General features: G+C 48.7%; 21 protein-coding genes and 1 other annotated feature. Of the genes, 16 read left to right on the top strand and 5 right to left on the bottom strand.

Annotated elements, in window-relative coordinates:
* Positions 1 to 126 precede the first annotated feature (126 nt).
* The 6 genes from ACHA8N_RS07955 to nrdG all read left to right on the top strand — a co-directional run bounded on the left by ACHA8N_RS07955 (position 127) and on the right by nrdG (position 6,469).
* Entirely contained in the window at positions 127 to 516 is a 390-nt protein-coding gene (locus tag ACHA8N_RS07955) for a CidA/LrgA family protein (protein ID WP_393965372.1), read from the top strand.
* Positions 509 to 1,189, top strand: a complete 681-nt coding sequence (locus tag ACHA8N_RS07950) for an LrgB family protein (RefSeq protein WP_393965371.1) — start codon at positions 509 to 511, stop codon at positions 1,187 to 1,189. Before ACHA8N_RS07955 ends, ACHA8N_RS07950 begins: the two co-directional genes overlap by 8 nt.
* 43 nt (positions 1,190 to 1,232) lie before the next feature.
* Complete coding sequence (locus tag ACHA8N_RS07945) at positions 1,233 to 1,760, top strand: AAA family ATPase (RefSeq protein WP_393965370.1); 528 nt, start codon at positions 1,233 to 1,235, stop codon at positions 1,758 to 1,760.
* Positions 1,761 to 1,877: 117 nt separating this feature from the next.
* Positions 1,878 to 3,917, top strand: coding sequence for an ATP-binding protein (locus tag ACHA8N_RS07940; RefSeq protein ID WP_393965369.1), 2,040 nt, complete (start codon positions 1,878 to 1,880; stop codon positions 3,915 to 3,917).
* A gap of 277 nt (positions 3,918 to 4,194) precedes the next feature.
* Positions 4,195 to 6,036 (top strand): anaerobic ribonucleoside triphosphate reductase, encoded by a 1,842-nt coding sequence (locus ACHA8N_RS07935; protein ID WP_393965556.1) that lies wholly within the window; start codon positions 4,195 to 4,197, stop codon positions 6,034 to 6,036.
* Positions 6,011 to 6,469 carry an anaerobic ribonucleoside-triphosphate reductase activating protein gene (gene nrdG / locus ACHA8N_RS07930; RefSeq protein ID WP_393965368.1) on the top strand — a complete coding sequence of 153 codons (459 nt, stop codon included), beginning with the start codon at positions 6,011 to 6,013 and terminating at the stop codon, positions 6,467 to 6,469. Before ACHA8N_RS07935 ends, nrdG begins: the two co-directional genes overlap by 26 nt.
* A gap of 53 nt (positions 6,470 to 6,522) precedes the next feature.
* Here nrdG and ACHA8N_RS07925 read toward each other — a convergent pair whose 3' ends face one another.
* Positions 6,523 to 7,998 carry a DHA2 family efflux MFS transporter permease subunit gene (locus ACHA8N_RS07925; protein WP_147512407.1) on the bottom strand — a complete coding sequence of 492 codons (1,476 nt, stop codon included), beginning with the start codon at positions 7,996 to 7,998 and terminating at the stop codon, positions 6,523 to 6,525.
* A 166-nt stretch (positions 7,999 to 8,164) separates the two neighbouring features.
* Here ACHA8N_RS07925 and ACHA8N_RS07920 point away from each other — a divergent pair, with 166 nt between their 5' ends.
* From ACHA8N_RS07920 to ACHA8N_RS07880, 9 genes are all read left to right on the top strand, one after another.
* Positions 8,165 to 9,070, top strand: coding sequence for a TetR/AcrR family transcriptional regulator (locus ACHA8N_RS07920; RefSeq protein ID WP_393965367.1), 906 nt, complete (start codon positions 8,165 to 8,167; stop codon positions 9,068 to 9,070).
* Positions 9,071 to 9,144: 74 nt separating this feature from the next.
* Positions 9,145 to 10,590: a SulP family inorganic anion transporter gene (locus tag ACHA8N_RS07915; protein WP_393965366.1), complete on the top strand. Its 1,446-nt coding sequence runs from the start codon at positions 9,145 to 9,147 to the stop codon at positions 10,588 to 10,590.
* Between the two features lie 136 nt (positions 10,591 to 10,726).
* On the top strand, positions 10,727 to 11,554 hold the full coding sequence (locus ACHA8N_RS07910; protein WP_393965365.1) for a fumarylacetoacetate hydrolase family protein: 828 nt from the start codon (positions 10,727 to 10,729) through the stop codon (positions 11,552 to 11,554).
* 230 nt (positions 11,555 to 11,784) lie between these two features.
* Positions 11,785 to 12,531 (top strand): DeoR/GlpR family DNA-binding transcription regulator, encoded by a 747-nt coding sequence (locus ACHA8N_RS07905; RefSeq protein ID WP_393965364.1) that lies wholly within the window; start codon positions 11,785 to 11,787, stop codon positions 12,529 to 12,531.
* The gene (gene pfkB / locus ACHA8N_RS07900) at positions 12,528 to 13,448 is read left to right on the top strand and encodes a 1-phosphofructokinase (RefSeq protein ID WP_393965363.1); all 921 of its coding nucleotides are present in this window, start codon (positions 12,528 to 12,530) and stop codon (positions 13,446 to 13,448) included. The genes ACHA8N_RS07905 and pfkB overlap by 4 nt, the downstream gene beginning before the upstream one ends.
* Positions 13,449 to 13,464: 16 nt before the next feature.
* Positions 13,465 to 15,399, top strand: a complete 1,935-nt coding sequence (locus ACHA8N_RS07895; RefSeq protein ID WP_147512413.1) for a PTS fructose transporter subunit IIABC — start codon at positions 13,465 to 13,467, stop codon at positions 15,397 to 15,399.
* 116 nt (positions 15,400 to 15,515) lie between these two features.
* Entirely contained in the window at positions 15,516 to 16,661 is a 1,146-nt protein-coding gene (locus ACHA8N_RS07890) for an FUSC family protein (RefSeq protein ID WP_147512414.1), read from the top strand.
* A gap of 64 nt (positions 16,662 to 16,725) precedes the next feature.
* Positions 16,726 to 16,929: a binding site (T-box leader), on the top strand.
* 61 nt (positions 16,930 to 16,990) lie between these two features.
* Positions 16,991 to 18,637, top strand: coding sequence for an aromatic amino acid hydroxylase (locus ACHA8N_RS07885; RefSeq protein WP_393965362.1), 1,647 nt, complete (start codon positions 16,991 to 16,993; stop codon positions 18,635 to 18,637).
* A gap of 83 nt (positions 18,638 to 18,720) precedes the next feature.
* Positions 18,721 to 19,233 (top strand): pyrophosphohydrolase domain-containing protein, encoded by a 513-nt coding sequence (locus ACHA8N_RS07880; RefSeq protein WP_147512416.1) that lies wholly within the window; start codon positions 18,721 to 18,723, stop codon positions 19,231 to 19,233.
* Between the two features lie 48 nt (positions 19,234 to 19,281).
* Here ACHA8N_RS07880 and ACHA8N_RS07875 read toward each other — a convergent pair whose 3' ends face one another.
* The 3 genes from ACHA8N_RS07875 to ACHA8N_RS07865 all read right to left on the bottom strand — a co-directional run bounded on the left by ACHA8N_RS07875 (position 19,282) and on the right by ACHA8N_RS07865 (position 21,156).
* Positions 19,282 to 19,569, bottom strand: a complete 288-nt coding sequence (locus ACHA8N_RS07875; protein WP_026833415.1) for an MGMT family protein — start codon at positions 19,567 to 19,569, stop codon at positions 19,282 to 19,284.
* Positions 19,566 to 20,537 (bottom strand): cation diffusion facilitator family transporter, encoded by a 972-nt coding sequence (locus ACHA8N_RS07870; protein ID WP_393965361.1) that lies wholly within the window; start codon positions 20,535 to 20,537, stop codon positions 19,566 to 19,568. The genes ACHA8N_RS07875 and ACHA8N_RS07870 overlap by 4 nt, the downstream gene beginning before the upstream one ends.
* Before the next feature lie 130 nt (positions 20,538 to 20,667).
* Positions 20,668 to 21,156, bottom strand: a complete 489-nt coding sequence (locus ACHA8N_RS07865) for a pyridoxamine 5'-phosphate oxidase family protein (protein ID WP_026833413.1) — start codon at positions 21,154 to 21,156, stop codon at positions 20,668 to 20,670.
* A 162-nt stretch (positions 21,157 to 21,318) separates the two neighbouring features.
* Here ACHA8N_RS07865 and ACHA8N_RS07860 point away from each other — a divergent pair, with 162 nt between their 5' ends.
* A complete protein-coding gene (locus ACHA8N_RS07860; protein ID WP_028106648.1) occupies positions 21,319 to 22,332 on the top strand; it encodes an LLM class flavin-dependent oxidoreductase in 1,014 nt (337 codons plus the stop codon).
* A gap of 18 nt (positions 22,333 to 22,350) precedes the next feature.
* Here the strand turns inward: ACHA8N_RS07860 and ACHA8N_RS07855 are convergent, their stop codons facing one another.
* Positions 22,351 to 23,619 (bottom strand): MFS transporter, encoded by a 1,269-nt coding sequence (locus ACHA8N_RS07855; RefSeq protein ID WP_393965360.1) that lies wholly within the window; start codon positions 23,617 to 23,619, stop codon positions 22,351 to 22,353.
* Positions 23,620 to 23,689 lie beyond the last annotated feature (70 nt).

The raw sequence follows: 23,689 nt of genomic DNA, 5'->3' as shown, positions 1-23,689 counted from the left end.
TGTGACAGAAAAACGGTTCTCCACCTGTGAGAACGGTTACTTCAACAAATCTAGCTCATTTCATTGATTGTTCACAAAGTGAGGCGGATAATGAATCCCGAATACGTTAAACAAGGGGAAATCATTATGCGTTCAAAAACTTTACTTGGTGTGACCGTTATCTTACAAATCGTCCTGATTTCATGTTTTGCCATGATCGGCGACTGGATCAGTCTGACCTTCCATTTGCCGTTACCGGGAAACATCATTGGATTGATTTTATTGTATCTGGCATTAAAGAGCCGTCTGTTGCAAATCGAACATGTGGAGCGCGGGGGAAAACTCTTATTGCTGGTCATGCCGCTGTTTTTTGTCCCGGCGTTATCCGGCATCATGGACTATACCGATTTTATGCGTCAATCGGGTCTGCAAGTGCTTGTGATTCTGGTCATCAGCAGTTTGCTGACCTTGACCGGATCGGCGTACATCGTCGACCGTCTGGCACGCCGGAAAGAGGAGGCGACCGTTCATGAGTGAAGCACTGTTTTGGTTCATGTTGACGATTCTGCTGTTTGCCGGAGCCTTCTGGTTGTATCAGAAATATCCGTTTATCTGGATGTTGCCGATTTTGACGGTGACGGCTGCCGTCATTGTCATCTTAGCGCTGAGCGGGACATCACATACTGTTTACATGTCAGGTGGACAGTATTTATCGAAGATGTTGGGTCCGGCGATTACGGCATTCGCGATTCCGCTTTACCATGTCCGTCATCACGTCCGTCGTTTCATTCCGGAGATCTTGCTTGGTGTCGGTATCGGAACGCTGATTGCGTTGACGTCGGATGTAATGCTCGGACTGCTGTTGCATCTTGAACGGACGACGAATCTGGCCTTGTTGCCGAAGTCGGTCACGTTACCTGTCGCCTTGGCGATTTCGGAACGGTCCGGCGGAACACTCGCCTTGACGGCGACATTTGTTCTTGTGACAGGGCTTGTTGGTTCAATCGTCGGTCCACGACTGATGACCGGTCTGAAGATTCGACATTTCGCTAGCCGCGGCGTCGGTTTGGCCTCGATCGCCCATGTCATGGGGGCGACGAAATCGATGAGTCTCGATCAGCGTGAAGGGGCGGTTGGTCTGCTGACGATGGTGTTGACGGCTATCCTAGCCAGTGTCCTTGCACCGTGGATTATTCAAATGGTATATTAAAGGGAAATAATTCCAAGGGAAACAAAGGTGGTACATCTGGACAATGATTATTTGGATTAATGGAACGTTTGGTGTCGGAAAGACGACTGCAGCCCGTGGGTTGCAACAACGCATCAAAGGATCACATCTCTTTGATCCTGAGTTAACAGGTCAGCTGTTACGACAGCAACTCCCGCGCGAGACGCAGACAGATGATTTTCAAGATGAACCGCTTTGGCGTCAGTTGAATCTGATGTTACTGGAACAAGTGGACCAGCCGTCAGCCGTCATCATCGTACCGATGACGCTGACCAATCTGGATTATTTTGACGAAATCATCGGTAGCTTAAGAAACAAGGGGCATCAGGTACAACACGTGACGCTGATGGCAAGTCCAAAAACGATCCGGCGTCGTTTGAGAAGTCGTTTTGAACGCGCACAATCATGGGGAGGGCAACAGGCGGCTGAACGGTTGTGTGCCTTGGCACATCCGGTTTTTTCCCACCATGTCGATACGGATGATTTGTCAAAACAACAAATCGTCGATGTAATTGGTCTATTGTGTGACATTCCGCTGTCGCCACCTGGTTAAGTGTTGGGAATAGAAGGATTGAAACCAAATGATTGAGGGAAATAAAGATGTGATGCGGCATGCAAGTCTCGTATCAGATCTTTATTTTTTTAGTTTTAGTAGGAGGCTTTTATGAATATGAAACAATGGATGACTGAAAAATTAGGGAGACAGTTGATGGCGATTTTTTACAGCGTCTTCGCACTGGGTGTGATGACGTCTGTTGTCAGTTATCTGTATGTCGACAATGCGGCGGGTCAGACGAAAGAACAGGTTCTTGACCAGTTGCAACAAACACAATGGTTTTGGTTTTTGAACTTATTGATTTTTCTTTTATGTTTATTGTTCATTGTCCGGCCGCTTGTTCATCGGTCGACAATGCAGTTACACGAATTGAATATCAAAAGTCAGCGTTTGGCGGAAGGAAAATCGATTTCGCTCGAACACGACATTCCGATTGAAAACGAAGTGGGTCAGTTAACACGATCCTTTTATCAAATGGCGCGTTCAATTTCTTCACAACATACGGAATTATCCCGTAAAAATCAACTGATGGAACAAAATCAGGAAACGCTGAAAGAAAAACAAAATGAGCTTGAACGGGCACTGGAAGTGACACGTTCGAACGAACTGCATCTGCAAGACCGAAACGAATTGATTGAGACGTTGGCTTCGAAGGAGAGTCTGTTTGACTACTCTTCGGTCATCAGTACAATTGTGCGTTTGACGAAAACCGAGTTCGGCGCATTGTTACTCATCAAGAATAATGAAATTTCTTCTGTTGTTCCAAAAGAGATGACGGAGGAACAACAAGAAAGTTTGAAAACAGAATCTTTGTTGCTCAAACGAGTGATGATTTCAAAAGAGATGGCAAATTCGTCGAAAAAAGTAGCCAATGATACATTGATTGGCTTTCCTTATTATATCTATGAAGGGGTCATTCCCATCATGGATCCGGCAAAAGAAGAGTTGATTGCATGTCTCTACTTGGCGCGATTCGATCAAGCCTTTAATAAAAAGGAATTAAACGAACTGGAATCGTTCTCGAAACAGATTGCGATTTCCTTGATGCGGATGTCGCTGTATGAGCAGATGGAGTATGAACGCAAGGAAACGGCCCAGCTCCTCAATTCTGTCCGGGAAGCGATTTTATACATCAAACATGATGAAAAAACGATTCTCGGAAACAAAGCCTTATTTGATATCTTCGAATCCTTGCAAATTGAAGAAGACAATGATTCGATGACCTTCCTTGAAGTACGACCCGAGACGATGTTTGAGCAGGTGGATCAAAAAGAGGCATTCGAAGCGTATTTTGAAGAAGTCTTGTCCGGTCAGATTCCGGAGGGAATGTTCTCGTTATCGATTGATCAAGGAGAATACTTCATTCAGGTTTATGCGGAAGAAATCACTCAGGGTGAACAGGCGAAAGGAACGATCCTCGTTTTCCGCGATGTCACGGCGGAGACTGAAATCGACCGGATGAAATCAGAACTCGTGTCCACCGTCTCCCATGAACTGCGGACACCGCTTTCGTCGATTTACGGGTTTACCGAACTGATGCTGAAACGAGAGCTGGATCCAGAACGGAATAAACGGTATCTCCAGACGATTCATGACGAATCAAAACGTCTGACGGATTTGGTCAGTGACTTCTTGAATGTCCAACGAATGGAGTCCGGCAAACAGTCGTACGATAAAGAAGTGTTTGATCTGATTGATGTTTTGACGGAACAGACACGTTTTTATCAGGCAGCGACGGAACAACATCGTTTACAACTTGATGTGGATGAAACACATGAATTTCTGATTAATGCGGATAAAAACAGTATGAAACAGTTGATTGGAAACTTATTAAACAATGCGATCAAATATTCACCGGATGGCGGCGATGTTGTTGTCTCCTTGACCCATCACCACAATCAAATTGAATTGAGTGTCCGGGATTTCGGCTTGGGGATTCCAAGCAGTGCGATGCCACACTTGTTCAGCAAGTTTTATCGGGTCGATAATTCGGACAGCCGGAAAATCGGCGGAACCGGTCTCGGTCTCTCGATTTGTAAAGAAATCGTTCGGGCGCATGACGGAAATATTGATGTCGAATCGATTTTAGGCGAAGGAACGGTCTTTACAGTTCTCCTGCCGAGCGTATCGGATACGTTGATTGAAATGGACTGAATATGAAAAGGCGGGGCCGGACAGACGGAAGTGAGAACCGTCTGTCAGGTTCTGTTTTTTTTTTGATCGCCTGATGTAAAGTGAGTTTTCTCATATCGGATTTGAATGGGAGAAAAGCCGACTCGACGGGATGGGGATGAATTTCTCGAAACATTTCGTGACGAAGTGACGGTTTTGCTTGCAAATCGTTTCAGATATGCAGGGATTGCCGGTCAGATGGTGTGCTCGCTATAGTAGGCGAAGAGACCATCATCACGAAATCGAGGGAGAGATGAACATGGAATTGAGCACCTTATACGAGGAGGTCGTCCGCAATCCGTCAGCGGATGAAGTCCAGGAAAATGCGAATGTAGACGGAAAATCTCCGCTTGCCAAGCTGAACCGGATTGCGGGTGTGGCAGCAAAACAAATGATGCAGGAGCTGTTGTTGTCAGAGGAGACAAAACAAGCCGTTGCCGCGAACCTCATCTATATCCATGATGCGGATTACTACGTGACGGGGACGACGACCTGTGTCCAATTACCGCTTGGTCGTTTGTTGACAGAAGGATTCGACATGGCACACGGGACGATTCGTCCGGCGCAAGACATCCGGTCAGCGCTGGCACTTGCTGCGATCATCATGCAGGCGAATCAAAACATGCAGCACGGGGGACAATCTTATCCGATGTTCGATTACGATCTCGCACCGTTCGTCGAGAAAACTTACCAACGGCAACTCAAGAAAATCCGTGCGTTGATTCCGAAATGGTCGAATCGGCAAAAACGGACGTATGCGCTGTCAGAAACGTATGAAATGACCTATCAAGCCTGTGAAGCATTTATTCATAACACGAACTCGATGCACTCGCGGGGCGGGGGACAAGTCCCGTTCATCTCGATCAATTACGGCACCGATACATCCGAGTTCGGACGGCTGTTGACCCGGGCCTTGCTGAACGCCACAAAAGCCGGGCTTGGAAAAGGCGAAACGCCGATTTTTCCGATTCAGATTTTTAAGATCAAGGCAGGTGTCACGCTGCATCCGGCTGATCCGAACTATGATTTGTTTCAACTGGCGGCAGAAGTGACCGGAAAACGGTTGTTTCCGAATTTTGCATTTCTCGATGCGCCGTTTAACCGTTCGTCGCAGGACGGACCGGAAGCAGAAGTGGCCTACATGGGTTGCCGGACACGTGTCCTTGAAAACCGGCAGGGTCCGGCTACGGTCATCGGGCGTGGCAACCTGTCCTTTACGAGTCTGAATCTCGTTCGTTTGGCGTTGACGACGCAAAGTCTCGACCGGATGTTCGAAGCGGTCGCGACCTATACCGGACGGATCTGTGAGCAATTACTGGAACGGTATCAGTATCAGGCGGACCGGACAGCGGAGGAGTTCGCCTTTTTGTATAAACACATATGGCGGGATGGGCAGACACTGACCGCGTCAGACCGCGTCGAACCGGTCTTACGGCAGGGAACGTTGTCGGTCGGTTTCATTGGGTTGGCGGAAGCATTGATTGTACTGACCGGTCAACACCACGGCGAGTCGGAACTGGCCCATCGAATCGGTCAGGCTTTGATTCAGACCATGCGGACGGTCGTCGATCAATACGGTGAGAAGACGGGGTTGAATTTTTCCTTGCTCGCGACACCGGCGGAAGGTTTATCAGGCAAGTTTACGGCTGCGGACGTCCAACAATTTGGACGTATCCATCGCGTGACCGACAAAGGATATTATACAAACTCGTTCCACCTCCCAGTCGAGGCACTAGTCACAATCCGTGAAAAAATCCGGTTGGAAGCACCGTTTCATGCTTTATGTAACGGCGGACACATCACGTATGTCGAGACGGACGGAGCGCTCGCTGAAAATCCCGAAGCGATTGAAGACATCGTCCGTTTGATGGCGGGGGCCGGAATCGGGTACGGATCCATCAATCATCCGATTGACCGGTGTTTATCGTGTCGGACGGAACAAACGATGGAGCAGGCTTGTCCCGTCTGTGGTGGAGAAGACATCGAACGGATTCGCCGGATTACCGGTTACCTGGTCGGAACGATGGACCGGTGGAACGATGCGAAGCGGGCGGAAGAACAGAATCGGGTGCGACATGCGACTGCTCCAGATTCTCGCTGACTCGGTCGTCGATGGTCCGGGCTTACGGACCGTAATCTTTTTTGCCGGTTGTCCCCACCACTGTCCCGGCTGCCACAATCCGGATTCATGGGCAAGCGACGGTGGAGAGGACTACACCGTTGATCAAGTGATGCAACAGATTGAGCAGATCGGATCGCGCCGGATTACGATTTCCGGCGGAGAGCCGTTTTTTCAACCGGCTTCTTTAGCGGAATTGGTCGCAGCCTTGGCGGGTTATGACATTTATCTCTTTACGGGATACAAAGTGGAACACCTGGTGCGGGACGAGCAGGTGAGAGGGGTGTTAGCCCGCATCGATTGTCTGATTGACGGACGTTACGTTCAGGCGCTCCCGGACCACTCCTTACTGATTCGGGGAAGCACGAACCAACGCATCTTGAAAGCCGATGCGCTGAAAACCTATCTGTCGTAAAAAAAGAGACCGTTTCCTCTGTCGAATAACAGAAGAAAACGGTCTATGCGGCGTTATGCGTATTTTTTTTCACGTACTGGTTCGACTTGGACGATTTCTTGATCGACCTTCCGTTTTTTGATGAAGAAAGACAAACCCAGGGCAAGCAATGCCAGCAAAGTGGCGATGAAAAACGTATCGTTGATTCCTTCGACCATTGATTGAGTAATGATCGTTTGTGGATTCGTTCCGGGCGTGGCGGTTGCCGTCAGTTCTTTTGCATAATCAGCAGTCCGTGATGTCATGACGGTGACGAGCAGTCCTGAACCAATCGCACCTGAGACTTGCGACAACGTATTGTTGAGCGCTGTTCCGTGCGGTGTCAAATGTTGCGGGATATGGTTCAATCCGTTTGTCATGACCGGCATCATGACCATCGAGATGCCGAGGAAGCGTAACGTATACATGATGACGAGGAACGAATACGCGGTATCCGCTGTCAGACGACTGAAGAAGAATGTCGTCAACACGGTCAACGACAATCCGATCATGGCCAGAATGCGGGCGCCGAACCGGTCGAACAGACGACCGGTGATCGGGGACATGAAGGCCATGACGAGTGCACCCGGCAGCATCAACAATCCGGAATGGAATGGTGAGATGCCGCGAATCGTCTGGACGTAAATCGGCATGAGGATCATCGCTGAGAACATCGACATGTTCAAGACCATTGAAATCCCTTGAGACAAGGCAAACATCGGGTATTTAAAGATCCGGAACTCAAGCATCGGTTCATCCAACCGGAATTGGCGTATAATGAACGAAGCGAGACTGATCACACCGATGGCAAGAGCGCCGATCACTGTCCAAGATCCCCAACCGGCAGAACCGGCTGAACTGAAACCGTACAGTAATCCACCGAATCCAAAGCTCGACAAGACAAGTGAAAGTTTTTCGAGACGAAGTGTACTCGTGACGACTTCTTTCTTTAATAAGAAGAAACCGATGACGAGAACAAGCAGGGAAATCGGTGTGACGATATGGAACAACATTCGCCATTCGTAATGTTCTAAAACCCACCCGGATAAGGTCGGACCGATGGCTGGAGCGAACGTGATGACGAGACCGAAGATCCCCATGGCTTGTCCCCGTTTCTCAATCGGGAAGCCGTTCAACAGCACGTTCATCAAGAGTGGCATCATGATGGCAGAGCCGGACGCCTGTAACATCCGCGAGCCGAGCAGGAGCGGGAACAGATCCGCTTGACCGGCGACGATCGTCCCGATTGAGAACAGCCCCATTGCCGTTAAGAACAATTGACGGGTCGAGAACTTTTGGACAAGAAACGCTGACGTCGGAATCATGATTCCGTTGACCAGCATGTAGCCTGTTGTCAGCCATTGTGCTGTACTGGCTTCGATGTTGAATGATTTCATGATGGATGGTAAAGCAATATTTAACAGCGTTGAATTGAGGACGGCGACGAATGCACCGGCCATTAAGACCGCTAAAATTAAATAAAGTCGAGATGATTGCTTGGTTGCTTGCATTTCGTTATGCTCCTTTTGTACAGTAAGTCTAATTTGTTATACACTGATTCTACAACTTAGCCATCTTACCGTCTGAAGCAACGGATTACAAATTATTTGCTTTATACACTAAAGTATATGATCGATTTTTGGAAAATAGACCATATTTAAAGAAAAGGATACGATTATGAACCCAAAAAAGAAACAGCTCCTTGATGCTGCCTACCAACTGTTTGTCGAAAAAGGCTACCAGTCGACCTCGATCCAGGATATCTTGGATCAAAGTGTCGTCTCAAAAGGGACCTTCTACAACTATTTCTCCTCGAAAAATGAACTCTTCATCGATGTCTTCAACACGGTTTTTGAAAAAATGCGTAATGCGCGAAAGGAAATCTTGGTCGGGCGGGATGTCTCGGATTACGAAACCTTTATCCAACAAGGAAATTGTTATCTGGAACTGATGCAAAAATACAAACTGTACACCTTGTTCGAAGAAGCGATTGCTTCCAATGAAAAAGAGTTAAAAGCCTTCATGGAAAATAACCGTCTGCTCGAAATCGAATGGACGTATCACCGTCTGCGTGATCTGTTTGGGGAAGCGAAAACACCGTATTTGCTTGATCTTGCCGTCATCTATACCGGGATGTTGCAGTACGCGATGTACTTCTTCCGGCAGTCGGAACCGAACACGCAGCCGGAACGGGTTGTCCGCTACGTCTTCAACCGTCTGACCCATCTCGTCGAAGATGTCAGCCGGACGGAAGAACAGCTGATTCCGCCACGCTTTTTGTCGGTCTGGCTCGATCGGCCGCAAGACGAAGTCGTCATCCGCAAAGAACTGTTCGAAAAAACCAATGCCCACATGAAACGGCTGATTACACTGTCGCCGATTTCAGAAGAATCGAAGGAAGCACATGATGAAGTGCTCGATTTCATCTATGAAGAGTTGCTCGAACGAAAGAAACCGAAAATTCATTTGTTGCGTCGTGCACTCGAGACACTGGCGGAAGATCCGATCTTCACAGGGCAGGAAATCATGACACGGTATCAAGGCATGGTCGACGAAATCGCTCATATTCGGACGCGTGTCTAATAACAACTTGTCGAAACCGGCAAAAGGGAATAAGATAACAAAATGTGTCAGAACGAAATGAAATGAGGAATGGTATGTTTTCACAATGGAGGAAAGAATGGGTGTTGCAACCCAAAGCCGACATCCTGTCCGGGATTGTCGTCGCGTTAGCACTTGTTCCGGAAGCAATCGCCTTCTCGTTGATTGCCGGTGTCAATCCGATGGTCGGTTTGTATGCTTCGGTCATCATCGCGATTGTGATCTCGATTGCCGGTGGACGACCGGGGATGATTTCAGCCGCGACTGGGGCGATGGCGCTCGTTGTCGTACAGCTTGTTAAAGATCACGGCGTCGATTATTTATTAGCAGCCGGTATTCTCGCCGGTGTGTTTCAAATTTTATTAGGGGTGCTCGGCGTTGCGAAGTTACTGCGCTTCATTCCGCGGGCGGTCATGGTCGGGTTCGTCAATGCCTTGGCGATCTTGATTTTTTCCGCTCAACTGCCGCAGTTTGCAGGACAGAACTGGATCATGTACGCGATGGTCGCGGCGTCACTTGCCATCATTTTGATTTTTCCACGGTTCACGAAAGTGATTCCGGCACCACTCGTCGCGATTACGATCATGACGGTCCTGACGGTCGCCTTGTCGCTCGATACACGTGTCATCGGGGATATGGGACAAATTTCTGCTTCTCTTCCGAGCTTCTTCTTACCAAACGTTCCGTTCTCTCTCGAGACGCTGCAAATCATTTTCCCGTATGCCTTATCACTGGCGTTTGTCGGATTGATTGAGTCGTTGTTGACGGCACGGATTGTCGACGAGATGACGGATACGACGTCGAACAAAGCGATCGAGTCGCGCGGACAAGGGATTGCCAATATCATCGCCGGCTTCTTCGGTGGAATGCCGGGGTGTGCGATGATCGGTCAATCGGTCATCAACGTGACATCTGGTGGACGGGGACGTCTGTCGACGTTTACGGCCGGTGCCTTCTTGATGCTGTTAATGGTGACGATGAACGATCTGCTGATGACGATTCCGATGGGGGCTCTCGTCGGGGTGATGTTCTTCGTTTCATATGCGACGTTCGATTGGGGATCATTTAAGATGCTGAAGGATTCACCAAAAAGCGACTCCGCTGTCATGCTGGCGACGGTGTTTGTGACCGTGTTGACGGATGACTTGTCGATGGGTGTCCTCGTCGGGATATTACTGGCCGCGATTTTGTTTGCCTCGAAGATTTCACGAATCGATATCAAACGGCGCGAAGAGGGGACAACCGTCGTCTACGCGATCAACGGTCCGATCTTCTTCGCTTCGACGACGGTGTTCGTTGAACGATTTGATCTGACGGCAGATGCTTCGTTTAAGCAGGTCACCCTCGACTTCACCGCGGCACATCTGTTTGATGATTCGGCGACGGAAGCGATCGAAACCGTGGTCTTGAAATATCAAGCAGCCGGGATCAAGACAGAGCTCGTTTCTTTAAATGAAGAATCGCAAGCGCTGGTTGACCGGTTGGCACGTCGGATTGCTTGACGATAAACAGACTGATTTAACATTTATCTTAGGACGGACAAGGTTGGCGGATATCACATCCGGCAACCTTTTTTGGTGGAAAAGCAAACTGTATCGCAGATTTTTTCGGTATACTGGGAAAAAAGGGGGAGTACACATGAAATGGTTTCGTTTTGAGCAAGAAGGTCGTGCACGAATCGGTGTCGAGGTGGAGCAGGAACGGTATGATGTGACCGAACAAGTCTATACTGATTCATTACTCGAAGTCATCGTCCGGGGATTTGAGATGGATTTGGATTTGGACGTGGCACCTCGTCTGCAGGATTCTGTCCGATTGCTGGCACCTTACATACCATCCCGGAATGTCATTTGTGTCGGGAAAAACTATGCGGATCATATCAAAGAAATGGATACGGCGGGGGCAGGGAAGTTTGTTTTGTTCACGAAGGCGCCCAGTTCAATCGTCGGTCCGTTTGAACCCATTGAACGGCATGCTGATTTGACCGAGCAATTGGATTATGAAGGAGAACTTGCCATCATCATCGGAACGACCGGTCGGGATTTGACGCCGGAGAACGCCTTGGATCATGTTTTTGGTTACAGTATCGTCAATGATGTGACGGCACGTGATTTGCAAAAAGAACACGTGCAGTTTTTCCGCGGTAAATCACTCGACGGATTTTGTCCATTTGGTCCGGTCATTGTGACGGAAGAAAGCTTTGACCCGACGGATGTGTTGGTCGAGACACGGGTAAACGGTCAGCTCCGTCAATCGGGGTCGACGAAATTGATGCTCCGTGATGTCGTGACGATCCTGACGGAAGTCTCCCGCGGCATGACACTTGAAGCAGGGGATATCATCGCAACAGGCACACCGGCCGGCGTCGGACACGGTATGAAACCGCCGACGTATCTTCAGGACGGAGATGTCGTGGATGTTTCGATTGAAGGAATCGGACATTTGCAAAATCACGTCAAATCCTAAAATTAAATACTGGATGACCGTATTTTTTAAAACCGCTCACAAAATGAGCGGTTTTTTTTGTAAACGGTCATTTTGTGACCGTTTTTGATGTATAATGGACGTATAACAGGATGTTATTGTCGAATAAAGTCGTATTTTGAAGGTTTTTTAATGAAAAACATAAAAAAATGAATGTTTTTGATTGATTTTTGAATGTAAACGCTTTATATTAAGGATGTGGAGGGAAACTCATGTTAACGAAAAAACGCCATCAACTGATTCTCGAGCTACTCGCCCGAGAGGAAGTCGTCAAAATGCAAACCATTGTTGATCAGACGGGAGCCAGTGAGTCAACGATTCGCCGGGACTTATCACAACTTGAATCGGCCGGTCACTTACGGCGGGTTCACGGTGGAGCAACCGCCAACCATATGCAGATTGATGAACCGAGTTATTTCGAGAAAAGTGACCGTTTCGTTGAAGAGAAGGATCGAATCGCGCAAGCAGCGGCCGACTTGATTGAAGACGGAATGTACGTGTATCTCGATGCAGGGACGACGACACTAGCCATCGTCCCTTACCTCGAACAAAAGGCGATTACAGTCGTAACGAACAGTCTTCCTCTAGCGAATACGTTACTCTATCACCGTATCCCGACGTTTGTCGTCGGAGGGCAACTCAAGCATTCGACGCAAGCACTAGTTGGTTACAACGCACGTGAAGGAATGTTGATTTACCATTTTGATGTCGCATTTCTTGGGATGAACGGTGTTCATCCGACACAAGGATTCACGACGCCGGATCCGGAAGAGGCACTCGTCAAGAAGACAGCGATTGAGTTGGCAAAAAAGTCTTACGTATTAGTAGATGAGACGAAGTTGGATGAAATCAGTTTTAGCCGGGTCGCTTCATTGCGAGCGGCAACGATCATCACGACGACATCGAGCGAACAAGAAGCGAAATACAGTCAATATACAGAGGTGGTGAACGCGAAATGATTTATACACTAACACTCAATCCATCGATCGACTATTACGTCACGCTGCCCGTATTTGAGGCCGGACAAGTCAATCGTGTGGAACAAGCGGAAAAAGTAGCAGGCGGGAAAGGAATCAATGTCTCACTTGTCTTAAGAAATTACGATGTCGAGACGGAAGCTCTTGGATTTTTAGGCGGCAGCACGGGACAATTCATTCGCAATGAACTGGAGAAACAAGGGGTTTTGACAGCCTTTACGCCGATTGCCGATGAGACACGGATCAACGTTAAAATTCGTGCCGATCAGGAATCAGAACTCAATGCAGCGGGACCGAAAATTCAAGAAGATGAATTAAACGCGTTACTGGCAGCATTCGAGACAATGCAAGCAGGCGATATCGTCGTCTTTGCCGGCAGCATCCCAAGCAGCTTGCCGCAAGATCTGTACCGGAAGATTGCACAAGTATTAACGAAGCGTGGTGTCAAATTCGCCGTCGATACGACGAAGGAAGCGATGCTTGAAGTCTTACCGCTCGGTCCGTTCATGATCAAACCGAACCATCACGAACTCGGTGAAATCTTTGATGTCGATATCACATCAAAAGAAATGGCGGTTCCGTATGCCCAACAACTGGTTGAGCGCGGTGCGGAGAACGTCATCATCTCTTTCGCAGGAGACGGAGCGTTGCTCGTCAACAAGCAAGGCGCCTACACGGCGAACACACCGGCCGGTAAGTTGATCAACTCAGTCGGTGCTGGTGATTCCCTTGTCGCTGGATTCGTCGCCAGTTATGCCCTCGGGCGACCACCGGAAGAAGCATTCCGGTATGCCGTCACGACTGGCAGTGCATCTGCGTACTCGTTTGGTTTATGTACAAAAGAAGATATTGACCGTTTATTGACCGATGTCCAAGTCGTTGAACTCATTCAATCCTAAAAGGAGTGACAAACTCATGAAAATTACAGATCTGTTAACACGTGATACGATCCAACTCGATTTACGTTCGTCGAACAAAGCGGCCGTCATTGATGAATTGGTGGACGTACTCGATCGCGCTGGAAAATTAAATGACCGCTCGGCTTACCGCGAAGCTATCCTGGCGCGGGAAGCTCAAAGCACGACAGGACTCGGTGAAGGAATCGCGATTCCGCACGCAAAGACGGCAGCCGTCAAATCACCGGCTATCGCCTTCGGACGTTCGACAGGCATCGATTACGAAGCACTCGACGGACAACCAAGCCGTTTGTTCTTCATGATTGCAGCTGGCGAAAATGCCGATAACGCTCACCTTGAAACGTTATCCAAACTGTCGGTCTATCTGATGGACATGAAGTTCCGCGATACGATTCTCTCCGCCCGTTCGGAAGATGAAGTGATTGCTGCGATTGAAGCAAAAGAACGGGAAGAAGAAGGTCCAGTCGATGTCTCGTCTTCAAACGTCGCAAAAGACGCACCATACATTCTCGCCGTTACAGCATGTCCGACCGGCATTGCCCACACGTATATGGCAGCCGATTCCCTTCGTCAAAAAGCGGAAGAAATGGGTGTACGGATCAAAGTTGAGACAAACGGTTCGACCGGCGTCAAAAACGGTCTGACGAGTCAAGACATCCAAGAAGCGACAGCAATCATCGTCGCTGCGGATAAAGCCGTCGAAATGGATCGATTCAACGGGAAACACGTTGTTGAAGTTCCAGTCGCTCAAGGAATTCGTAAACCAAAAGAATTGATTGATCGTGCCGTCAAACAAGATGCACCGGTTTATAAAGGCAGTGGATCAAGCGATAGCTCGAAACCAGCACGTGGTGGTTTCTATAAACACTTGATGAGCGGGGTTTCCGCGATGTTGCCACTCGTCGTCGCCGGTGGTCTGTTGATCGCGATCAGCTTCTTCTGGGGCATCAACTCAGCGAACCCTGAAGATCCTTCGTACAACGAATTTGCCGCCCAGTTGATGTCGATTGGTAAAGCAGCCTTTGGTCTCTTAATTCCAATTCTTGCTGGATTCATCGCGATGTCAATCGCCGATAAACCAGGTCTCGCACCAGGTTTGATTGCCGGTTTCCTTGCAAGCCAAGGGAACGCTGGATTCCTCGGTGGATTGATCGCCGGTTTCCTTGCTGGTTATGTCGTCCTCTTATTGATCAAAGTCTTACAAGGTCTTCCGAAAGCACTGGAAGGTATCAAGCCGGTCTTGCTTTATCCGTTATTCGGTTCATTCATCACAGGTATGATTATGTTGCTTGTCATCAACGAACCAATTGCTGCCTTCATGACATGGTTGACGGATTCACTCAACGGTCTCAGTGGCGGTAACGCGATCCTGCTCGGTATGCTCGTCGCAGCGATGATGGCGATCGATATGGGTGGTCCAATCAATAAAACAGCTTACGTTTTCGGAACAGCCGCATTAACAGCAGGAAACACGGAAGTCATGGCAGCCGTCATGGCAGGTGGTATGGTTCCACCGCTTCTCGTCGCATTCTCGTCTACGTTGTTCGCACGTAAGAAATTTACACCACAAGAACGCGAAGCTGGTATCGCGGCTTACGCAATGGGGGCATCATTTGTCACAGAAGGCGCAATCCCATTCGCAGCAGCAGATCCACTTCGTGTCATCCCGTCAAGTGTCATCGGTTCAGCAATCGCTGGTGCCTTGACAATCGTCTTCGGTGTGTTGCTTCCGGCACCACACGGCGGTGTGTTCGTCTTCCCATTACTTGACGGACCATCGGGCACATTGATGGCAGTCCTCAGCTACGCTGGTGCGATCTTAATCGGAGCACTCGTCGGAGCCGCCATCCTCTCGATCTTGAAAAAACCGCTCGTCGATCAAGAAGTCGCGAAAAAAGAAATGACTTCAGGCACCGGTACAAAAGCATCATAAGAATAAACTGTTCTCTAAAATCACTCCAGATCGTCTTGGAGTGATTTTTTAATTGCGTTTTTCGGGTATTAGAGCAAGAATAGGGGACGTATCTACAATATGAAGGAGGTTCGTATATGGGCGGTCAATCTCTACAAATCGGACCACGTACCATCAAAACAGGACTTGCGGTCATCTTGGCCTTGATCATCAGTGATCTGTTTAATTTAAGCCCAATCCTACCTGCGATTTCAGCGGCGACCACCTTGTTGCCGTCCGTTTATCAGACATGGAAACAATTTCTTGAGGAAGCAGAAGCCAACTTAATCGGTGCCTTCTTAACGCTCGTCTCACTCTGGATTTTAGGTGACAATCCGGCCAATCCACTGGCAATCGGAATCGTCATCATGGCAGCGATCTCGATTTTGCTCGCGTTTGGCTTCGGCCGGACGATTCCTCATGTCGTCTTGATGATTATCGTCATTTTGGAGAGTGTCGAAGGGGCGACGGATCCGTTATGGCAAATCGTCTTGATCCGTTACTTACTCGTTATGCTCGGGATTGGTTGTGCGCTTGGTGTCAATGCCTTGATCTTCCCGCCGCGTTACGGGAACGTCTATTACCAGAAAGCCTCGAAACTGTTTGAAAAGTTGCTCGTCGTCACACGGGCAATCGCCTTTGAAGGAAAAGTCACACCATACCGGTCAGCAATCGACAAAATGAGCCGTTCGATGCTTGAGACAAAGACACTGTTTAATCTGCACCGGGAAGAAATTCGCGGGTCACGGCAACGGCATGTCTCGTTACTGCGTAACTTGATCATCCTGCAACACATGCAGGCGTGCCTGGAACGGGGTGTCGCGACGGCAGAACGGTTCCGGGAGCGGGAAAAGGCACTGAATTCGATTGCAGATGAGTTACGGAGTGAGCTGTTTTATCATCTGATGCACATTGCCCAGCGTCAGGAAAAGGTCTTGTTGACGTATGATCTGTTACTGACGGAAGAACCGCTCGCAATGGAAGATCTCGTCAAAGAAAATATCGCTTTCGTTAAACATTCTTTCCTTGATCGGGATGAACTCGAAGAAGAATTGATCATGGAAATTTTGCCAATCGTCGTCGCGATGAATGAATGGATCCAGGAACTGGAACTGTTCGAAAAACGGCTTAATGGTGCGCTTCGACGCCATGTGACATCGCTGTCGATCGAACAGAAATCCGTCCGGGATAAAACATTTAATCGCTTTAAACGAAAAAAAGCGATTGACGAAAGTAAAAAGTAAGCGTATAGTCCTCCTTAACAACACTTTAGTTGCTAACAGCATAACAGCATAACAGAATGAAAGAAGTTAGACGAAGACGAAACCGAAGTAGAAACAATCTCCCTGTTTCAGAGAGCACGTGGCGCTGCGAACGTGTACACAGATTGGGTCGAATTACAGTTTCCGAGTCTCTTGCCACGCAAGCGGAGAAAACCGTTATCCCGTAATGAAGCGATCTATATCTATGTAGATTATCAGGGTGGTACCGCGGCCTTTCGTCGTCCCTGTCGAACATCTTTGTTCGGCAGGGATTTTTTTGTTGTTCATCTACTTTTAAGGGGGAAATTCATATGTCTACACCAATCATTCCAAGTCACTTACAACCACACGTCGCACCGCAGCACTACGAAGATTACACGCCGACGGATCACGCTGTTTGGCGTTACGTCATGCGACTGAATTTAAATACATTACAAGATACGGCACATCCGGCATACCTTGAAGGGTTGGCTGCATCCGGTATCAGTCCAGAACGGATTCCGGATGTCCGCGAAATGACGGCGAACTTAAGTCGAGGCGGTTGGGGAACGGTTGCTGTTGACGGCTTGATTCCAGGCGTCGCGTTTTTTGACTTCCAAGGTCACGGTTTGTTGCCGATTGCAACCGATATTCGAAAAGTTGACAATATACTCTACACACCTGCACCGGACATCTTACACGAGGCGGCAGGTCACGCGCCGATCTTGATGAATCCGACGTACGCGGAATTCGTTCGCCGATTCGGTGAAATCGGAGCACACGCCTTTAACCATAAAGCTGAGCATGATGTCTTCAAGGCACTGAAGAAACTGACGATTGTCAAAGAAAGTCCGTTCTCGACGCCCGCAGATATCGAGCAGGCAGAAGTTGCGCTCGCTGAAACCCGGACCCATGTGACCGGTATTTCCGAAGCCAATGAAATTTCACGTCTGTTTTGGTGGACCGTCGAGTTTGGTCTCATCGGCGACATCAATAATCCACAAATCTACGGTGCCGGTCTTCTGTCATCGGTCGGCGAAAGCCGTCACTGCTTGACGGATGCCGTCACAAAACATCCGTTTTCACTCGCGAAAGCACTGGCGACAAAACATGACGTGACGAGTATGCAAAAGGAACTGTTTGTCTGCGAATCGTTTGAGCAGCTCCGGGATGCGTTAGAAGAATTTGCGCAGACGATGTCATACGTCCGCGGCGGTATCCACGGTCTGACGAAAGCCGTTGAATCGGGCAACTTGTCGACGCTCGTCTTTGAAAGTGGCGTCTCCCTCGTCGGTGTACCGGAAACACAGGAAATTCATGAATCACTGCACCTCGTCAAGCTGACCGGTCCGACGGCGCTTGCAGCGAATGGAGAAGTCCTAACTGGACAAGGACTTGCCGATCATCCGGAAGGTTTTACACTCCTTCACGGACAGGAACTGAACGAAGTCCTGATGCAGGTCAAGGTCGGCGAACAACTGGATTGGACAGAAGGTACGGTGCATATCACAGGACGGATTTCAGCAATCCAAAACGTCAACGGCCACCGTGCACTCGTCATTTTGGAAGACGCTCAGTTAACAAAAGACGGAGAAACGACTACGATGAGCCGGATGGAGTTAATTGTCGGTGCCATCACGTCAGCCTTCCCGGGAACAGAAGTCGAAGCGTTAAAACCGATTCCGGAGACGGTCGAATTCGACCGGATTGAACGTCCGTTGACAGCCGCTGATCCAATTTTTGAAGCCGTTCGGGAAATGCGCGAAGGACGAGCGGACCGTCAATTGTTGCCACAACTGATTGATCAGACGCTCAGTCAACTGCCGGACGCCTGGTTACTGCGCCTTGAATTGTTAGAACTGGCGGATGAAGTGGATCAACCCCGACTGCTAGCTGATCTCGACCGTCTCAAGCAGACGTCAAAAGAACGTGAGGAATTGATTAGCCGGGGAATCCGGTTGGTGGATCGCGTCCGATAACCGATGAACACATCGAGAAATCTCCCGAAGTCTGTTAGAATGAAAACCGTTCGAGAGTGAAACGGAACAGGGGAGTGATCGATTTGAAACAACCAAATTATTATCAAGACGTCAAACAGTTCCATCAGACGTTCCATCATCCGGGTGCAGACCACCCGACACCGATTCCACTGGAACGCGGAATCAAGCGGGCGACCTGGACGGCGGAAGAAGCTGTCGTTGAGTTTCTGCACCAATCCTCGCGTGATGAAAACGAATTTTTAGCAGCAATCGAGACCTTTAAGACGGGGCTTGATCGGGCAGTTGAAAAATCGTTACGTGAGACGTATCCGACGACGGAAGTGGAACAACTTGTTGGTCAAGGGGATGCGTTGACGGACGCGCTGTACTTCATCATGGGCAGTTTCGTTGAAGCGGGACTTGAACCCGGTCCATTGTTTGAGATCGTTCAACAAGCCAATATGGCAAAACTCGGTCCAAATGGTCAACCGATCTTCCGGGAATCGGACCAAAAGGTCATGAAACCGGAAGGCTGGCTGCCGCCGGAACCACAACTGGAGGCAGAAGTCTTACGCCAAATGAAGCAAAAAGCTTAAAAAAAAGAAGCGGATCGCATCGAGAGATGCGGTTCGCTTCCTTTTTGTTCAGACCTGATAACGGGATAAAGAAAGTTTTCCCGCCCGGTCAAAGACAACACCTTCTGCTTCGAGTGCCAATTGTTGCTCCTCCCCCTCAAGGGAGATTTCTCCTTTAGCATTCAAGACGCGGTGCCATGGTAACTGTTCCGTTCGACTCAGGCTGTGGAGAATACGGGCGACTTGTCGTGCTGCCCGCGGATTACCGGCGAGGCGGGCAACTTGTCCATAGGTCATGACCCGCCCTGGTGGAATCGAACGGATGATTTGAACGACTTTCAGCGTAAACGGATTCATCGTGTTTCGTTTGTCGAGACGATGTACTGTTGGATGTTGTCGTCTTCATCAAATCCGATGGTCACATCGATGATGCCTTGTTGCAGACGGATTTGAAGTTCAAGCCGGTCCTTGATGTCATCGGCCTGGGCAATGGTCAACGTCGGATCGACTTCGATTTCGACTTCGACATGGAAATGATCGCCTTCCTTGATGACTTCAAGTTTACTGATATCCCGGACATCCGGATCGCGCATGATGATGCCTCCGATACGTGCTGCCATCGTCTCATCCGCTTCTCCAAGTGCACCGGCCGCATTTTGTAAAAAGACGTTACCGACGACGTAAAACATCATGAAACCAATGATGATGGAAGCAATCCCTTCCGCCTGATGAAACGGTGTCAGGTGCGAAATGATGACGGCAATCATCGCGACGAGCCCCCCCGCCGTTGCGACCAAATCTTCGAGGAACACGAGCCGAGTTGCCGGTTTCGCCTGTTTCAAGGCCCGAAAACTGTCGAGAATCAGCTTTGGACCCTTTGACGTCAAGCGGGCATCGTGAGCGATTTCTTGCATCGCTTTATAAAAGACACCACTTTCGAGCACGACACCGACAAACAAAACGGACAGCGTGATCCAGAAGCCGGTCGATTCCGTCGGTTTGATGATGTGGGCAATCCCTTCATGAATCGTTTCATATGCCATGATGCCGACGAATAAGATGGCGCCGAGCAAAACGAGATTGACGAGACGGCCAAACCCGTTCGGGAATCGTTTTGTTGGTGCCTTTTTACTGAGGGCAGAGCCGATGAAAACAAAAAATTGATTGGCGGCGTCCCCAATCGTGTGCATCATTTCCGCAAACATTGCGACGTTACCGGTTAAGACATAAGCGACGGCTTTGATGATGGCGATGACCGAGTTGACGATGCCGGCCGTCAGAGCAGAACGATTGCCCCGTTTTAATAATGTAATGAATTCTCCCATGATGCGTCTCCTTTAGCTAACAAACTTGATTACTAATAGTAGTATGTTACACCAAATGACGTGATTAAAACCAATTTGAACAAAAAAAGACCATGTCACCAAACGGCGACATGGTCTAAAAGGGAACGGATCAAGAAAGGTCCACTTTTTTGTTGATTTCGTTCGAGTCATCGTTACCGACCGCTTTTTTCAAGAGTTGTTTTACGGATTTTGTCGTATTTCCGGTTTCCCAGTATTCGGCGCCTTCCGTATTCACCTTGATTAAGACGACTTTTGGATCTTCGTATGTCGTACCGAGATACGCTTCGTATCGTGGGCTCCACAGTTCTTTTTTACGATTGATGTCTTCGACGAATTCTGCTTTCCCGCGGATCGAGACATATGATTTGTCGACATACGCGACGTTGACGTTCGGATTTTTAAGAATTTCGTTATATTTGCCTGTTTCTTTTGATGTAAGGAACCAGAGATCGCCATCGAACTCGATATCCTGAGTTTGCATTGGGCGTGAGACAAGACCTTCATCAGAGACGGTCGTCAGCATCGCCGTTTCGATTTTATCGATTAATTTTTTGACCGTTTCGACTGCTTCTTGGTTTGATGTATGATTCGTTGACATGAAAAACACCTCATCCTTTGAGTTTTTGTTGCGGCTACTCTAGGAATGTTCCCTGATTTTCAAATTGAAAACGTCGCCATCCGGTAAACAGGCAGTTTTATTGCATTCAATTATCCGACAGGCGTACAGTTTAGACATGAAGTCAACACTAGAGGAGAGATTATATTGAAATTAAGTATTTTAGACCAATCACCGGTCTCAAAAGGACAAACACCGTCAGAAGCCTTACACGAAACGGTTGAACTTGCAAAAATCGCTGATGAACTCGGGTATACACGATTATGGGTGTCGGAACACCACTTTGCGAAGACACTTGCCGGATCAAGTCCGGAAGTTCTGATCGCCTACATGGCAGCCGTCACAAAACAGATCCGTCTTGGTTCAGGGGGCGTCATGTTACCGCATTACAGCCCGTATAAAGTCGCCGAGAACTTCCGTGTCCTGGAAGGACTCGCACCAAACCGGATCGATTTAGGTCTCGGTCGGGCACCGGGCGGCATGCCACTCGCCACCCGCGCCCTTCAGGAAGGATCGTCCCCACGATTCGGAGGAGCCGATTACGGCGCACAACTCGATGATCTCGTCGATTATTTAAAAGACGGTGCCCCGGCTGATCACCGTTTCGCAGGCCTTGTTGCGACACCGGAAATCGACACGACACCGGAAGCCTGGTTGCTTGGGTCAAGCGGCGGCAGTGCCTTAAATGCGGCGCAGCGCGGATTCGGTTTCGCCTTTGCCCACTTCATCAACGGGCAGGGTGGTCAAGAAGTGATGGATTATTACCGTCATAACTTCATGGCGACGTCGTTTAATGAGACGCCGCAGACACTCGTCTCGATTTTCGTGACATGTGCCGAGACAACGGAAGAAGCGGAACGATTGGCTTCGAGTCTTGATTTGTCATTGCTCCTGCTTGAGAAAGGTGTCTCATCAACAGGTACACCGACACCGGAAGAAGCCGCGGCTTACCAGTACTCGTTCCAAGATCAGTTCCGGATTGCGGAAAACCGGAAACGGATGATCGTCGGTAACCCAGAATCTGTTGCGAAACAATTGCAAGAGCTTGCCGATTCATATGGAACCGATGAAGTGATGATTGCTTCGATGATTGCCGACAAGGAAGCGAAACAACAATCACTCCGTCTGATCATGGACGCAGTCAAAGCAGCGGTTTAAAAAATAGAGACGTTCATCTCAGCTCGCTGAGGTGGACGTTTTTTCTGTTTCAAGCGACAGGTTTTCTTCTGAACGTTCTGCTTGGAGATCACGCCGCAGGACGAACATTCCGCTGCCGACCGTCAGCAACAGACCAAATGAGCTGATGCTAAACAACAGACTGAGCGAGACATAATCGCTCAAATAACCGAACAGTAACATACCGAGCGGCATGATTCCCATCGCGAGTGATTCCATGACGCCGATGACGCGCCCTAAGTAAGCAGGGTCCGTCCGGCGTTGTACGATTAATTGGAGCGGGATGTTGGCCCGTAAAACAAGAAAGCCTTCAATAAAAGAAAAGAGGAAAAAGTAAGCAAACGACCAGCTGACCGGGATGAGACCAAGTAACGGCAAAATTGGGATGATAAAAAACACACCAAGTAAAGTAAGTGATTGAAAGACTGTCAGCAACGGACGTTTGATGGTGAAACGGGGTAAGGCAAGCAGCAGGGAGGAAATTAACAGTCCGACCCCTAACACAGCTTCGATCACTCCAAATTGAAACGGTGAGAACGACAGACGATCCAGTAGTATGATCGGATACATGACTTCAAAGGCAATAAAAAAGAAATTTAAGACCAGTGCCATCATGATTAATGTCGTCAAGAGACGTTGTTTGAATACATAACGGTAACCGTCGCGGAAATCTGTCAAAAATGAAGCAGTGGTTTCAGCAGATGATGGGAGTACCCGGAAAGTCAGACGTGTATTCCAGATCGCCGCCAAGGCGAATAACGTTAACGGCAGGAGGGAAAAGAGATCAATTGGAGCAAACGATAATAAAAATCCGGCGAGCATCGGTGCACCGATCGAAGAGATGGAGCTGATGGTTGAAATCAAGGAATTGCCGCGTTGAAGTTCTGTTTCTTCAAGCAATCGGGTTAAGGAACTCATCAACGTCACGGACAGGAAGGTCGACAAGGAAGTAAGGATTGCGCTGACAATCATGTAGTGAAGTGTGTGAATCGGGAAAAAGAAGGCGTAACCTGCGAATACTGTTAGCGTCAACGCACTGAATGTCTCCGTCAAGACAATGATTTTTTTACGATTCCAGCGGTCGGCGAGGACACCGGCAACTGGAGACAGTATAATCCGCGGTACAGTTCCCGCTATGAGAACTAAAGCGAACTGAAGCCCAGATGACGTTTCACGCAAAACAGTCAAACCGGCGACGAACGTAAAAAGACTGGCGGCGAATAACGAACAGAACTTACCGAATAACAGTCGTTGTAAATTTTTTGACATCATAATTCCTCCTTTTTGTTCAATTAAATTGAACTTTCCTTTATACTAGAGGAACAGGGAAGAATTGTAA

This window comes from Exiguobacterium sp. S22-S28, from assembly GCF_043359615.1.
In the GTDB taxonomy this organism is placed as follows: domain Bacteria; phylum Bacillota; class Bacilli; order Exiguobacteriales; family Exiguobacteriaceae; genus Exiguobacterium_A.
This window is presented reverse-complemented; position numbering and strand designations above follow the sequence as displayed.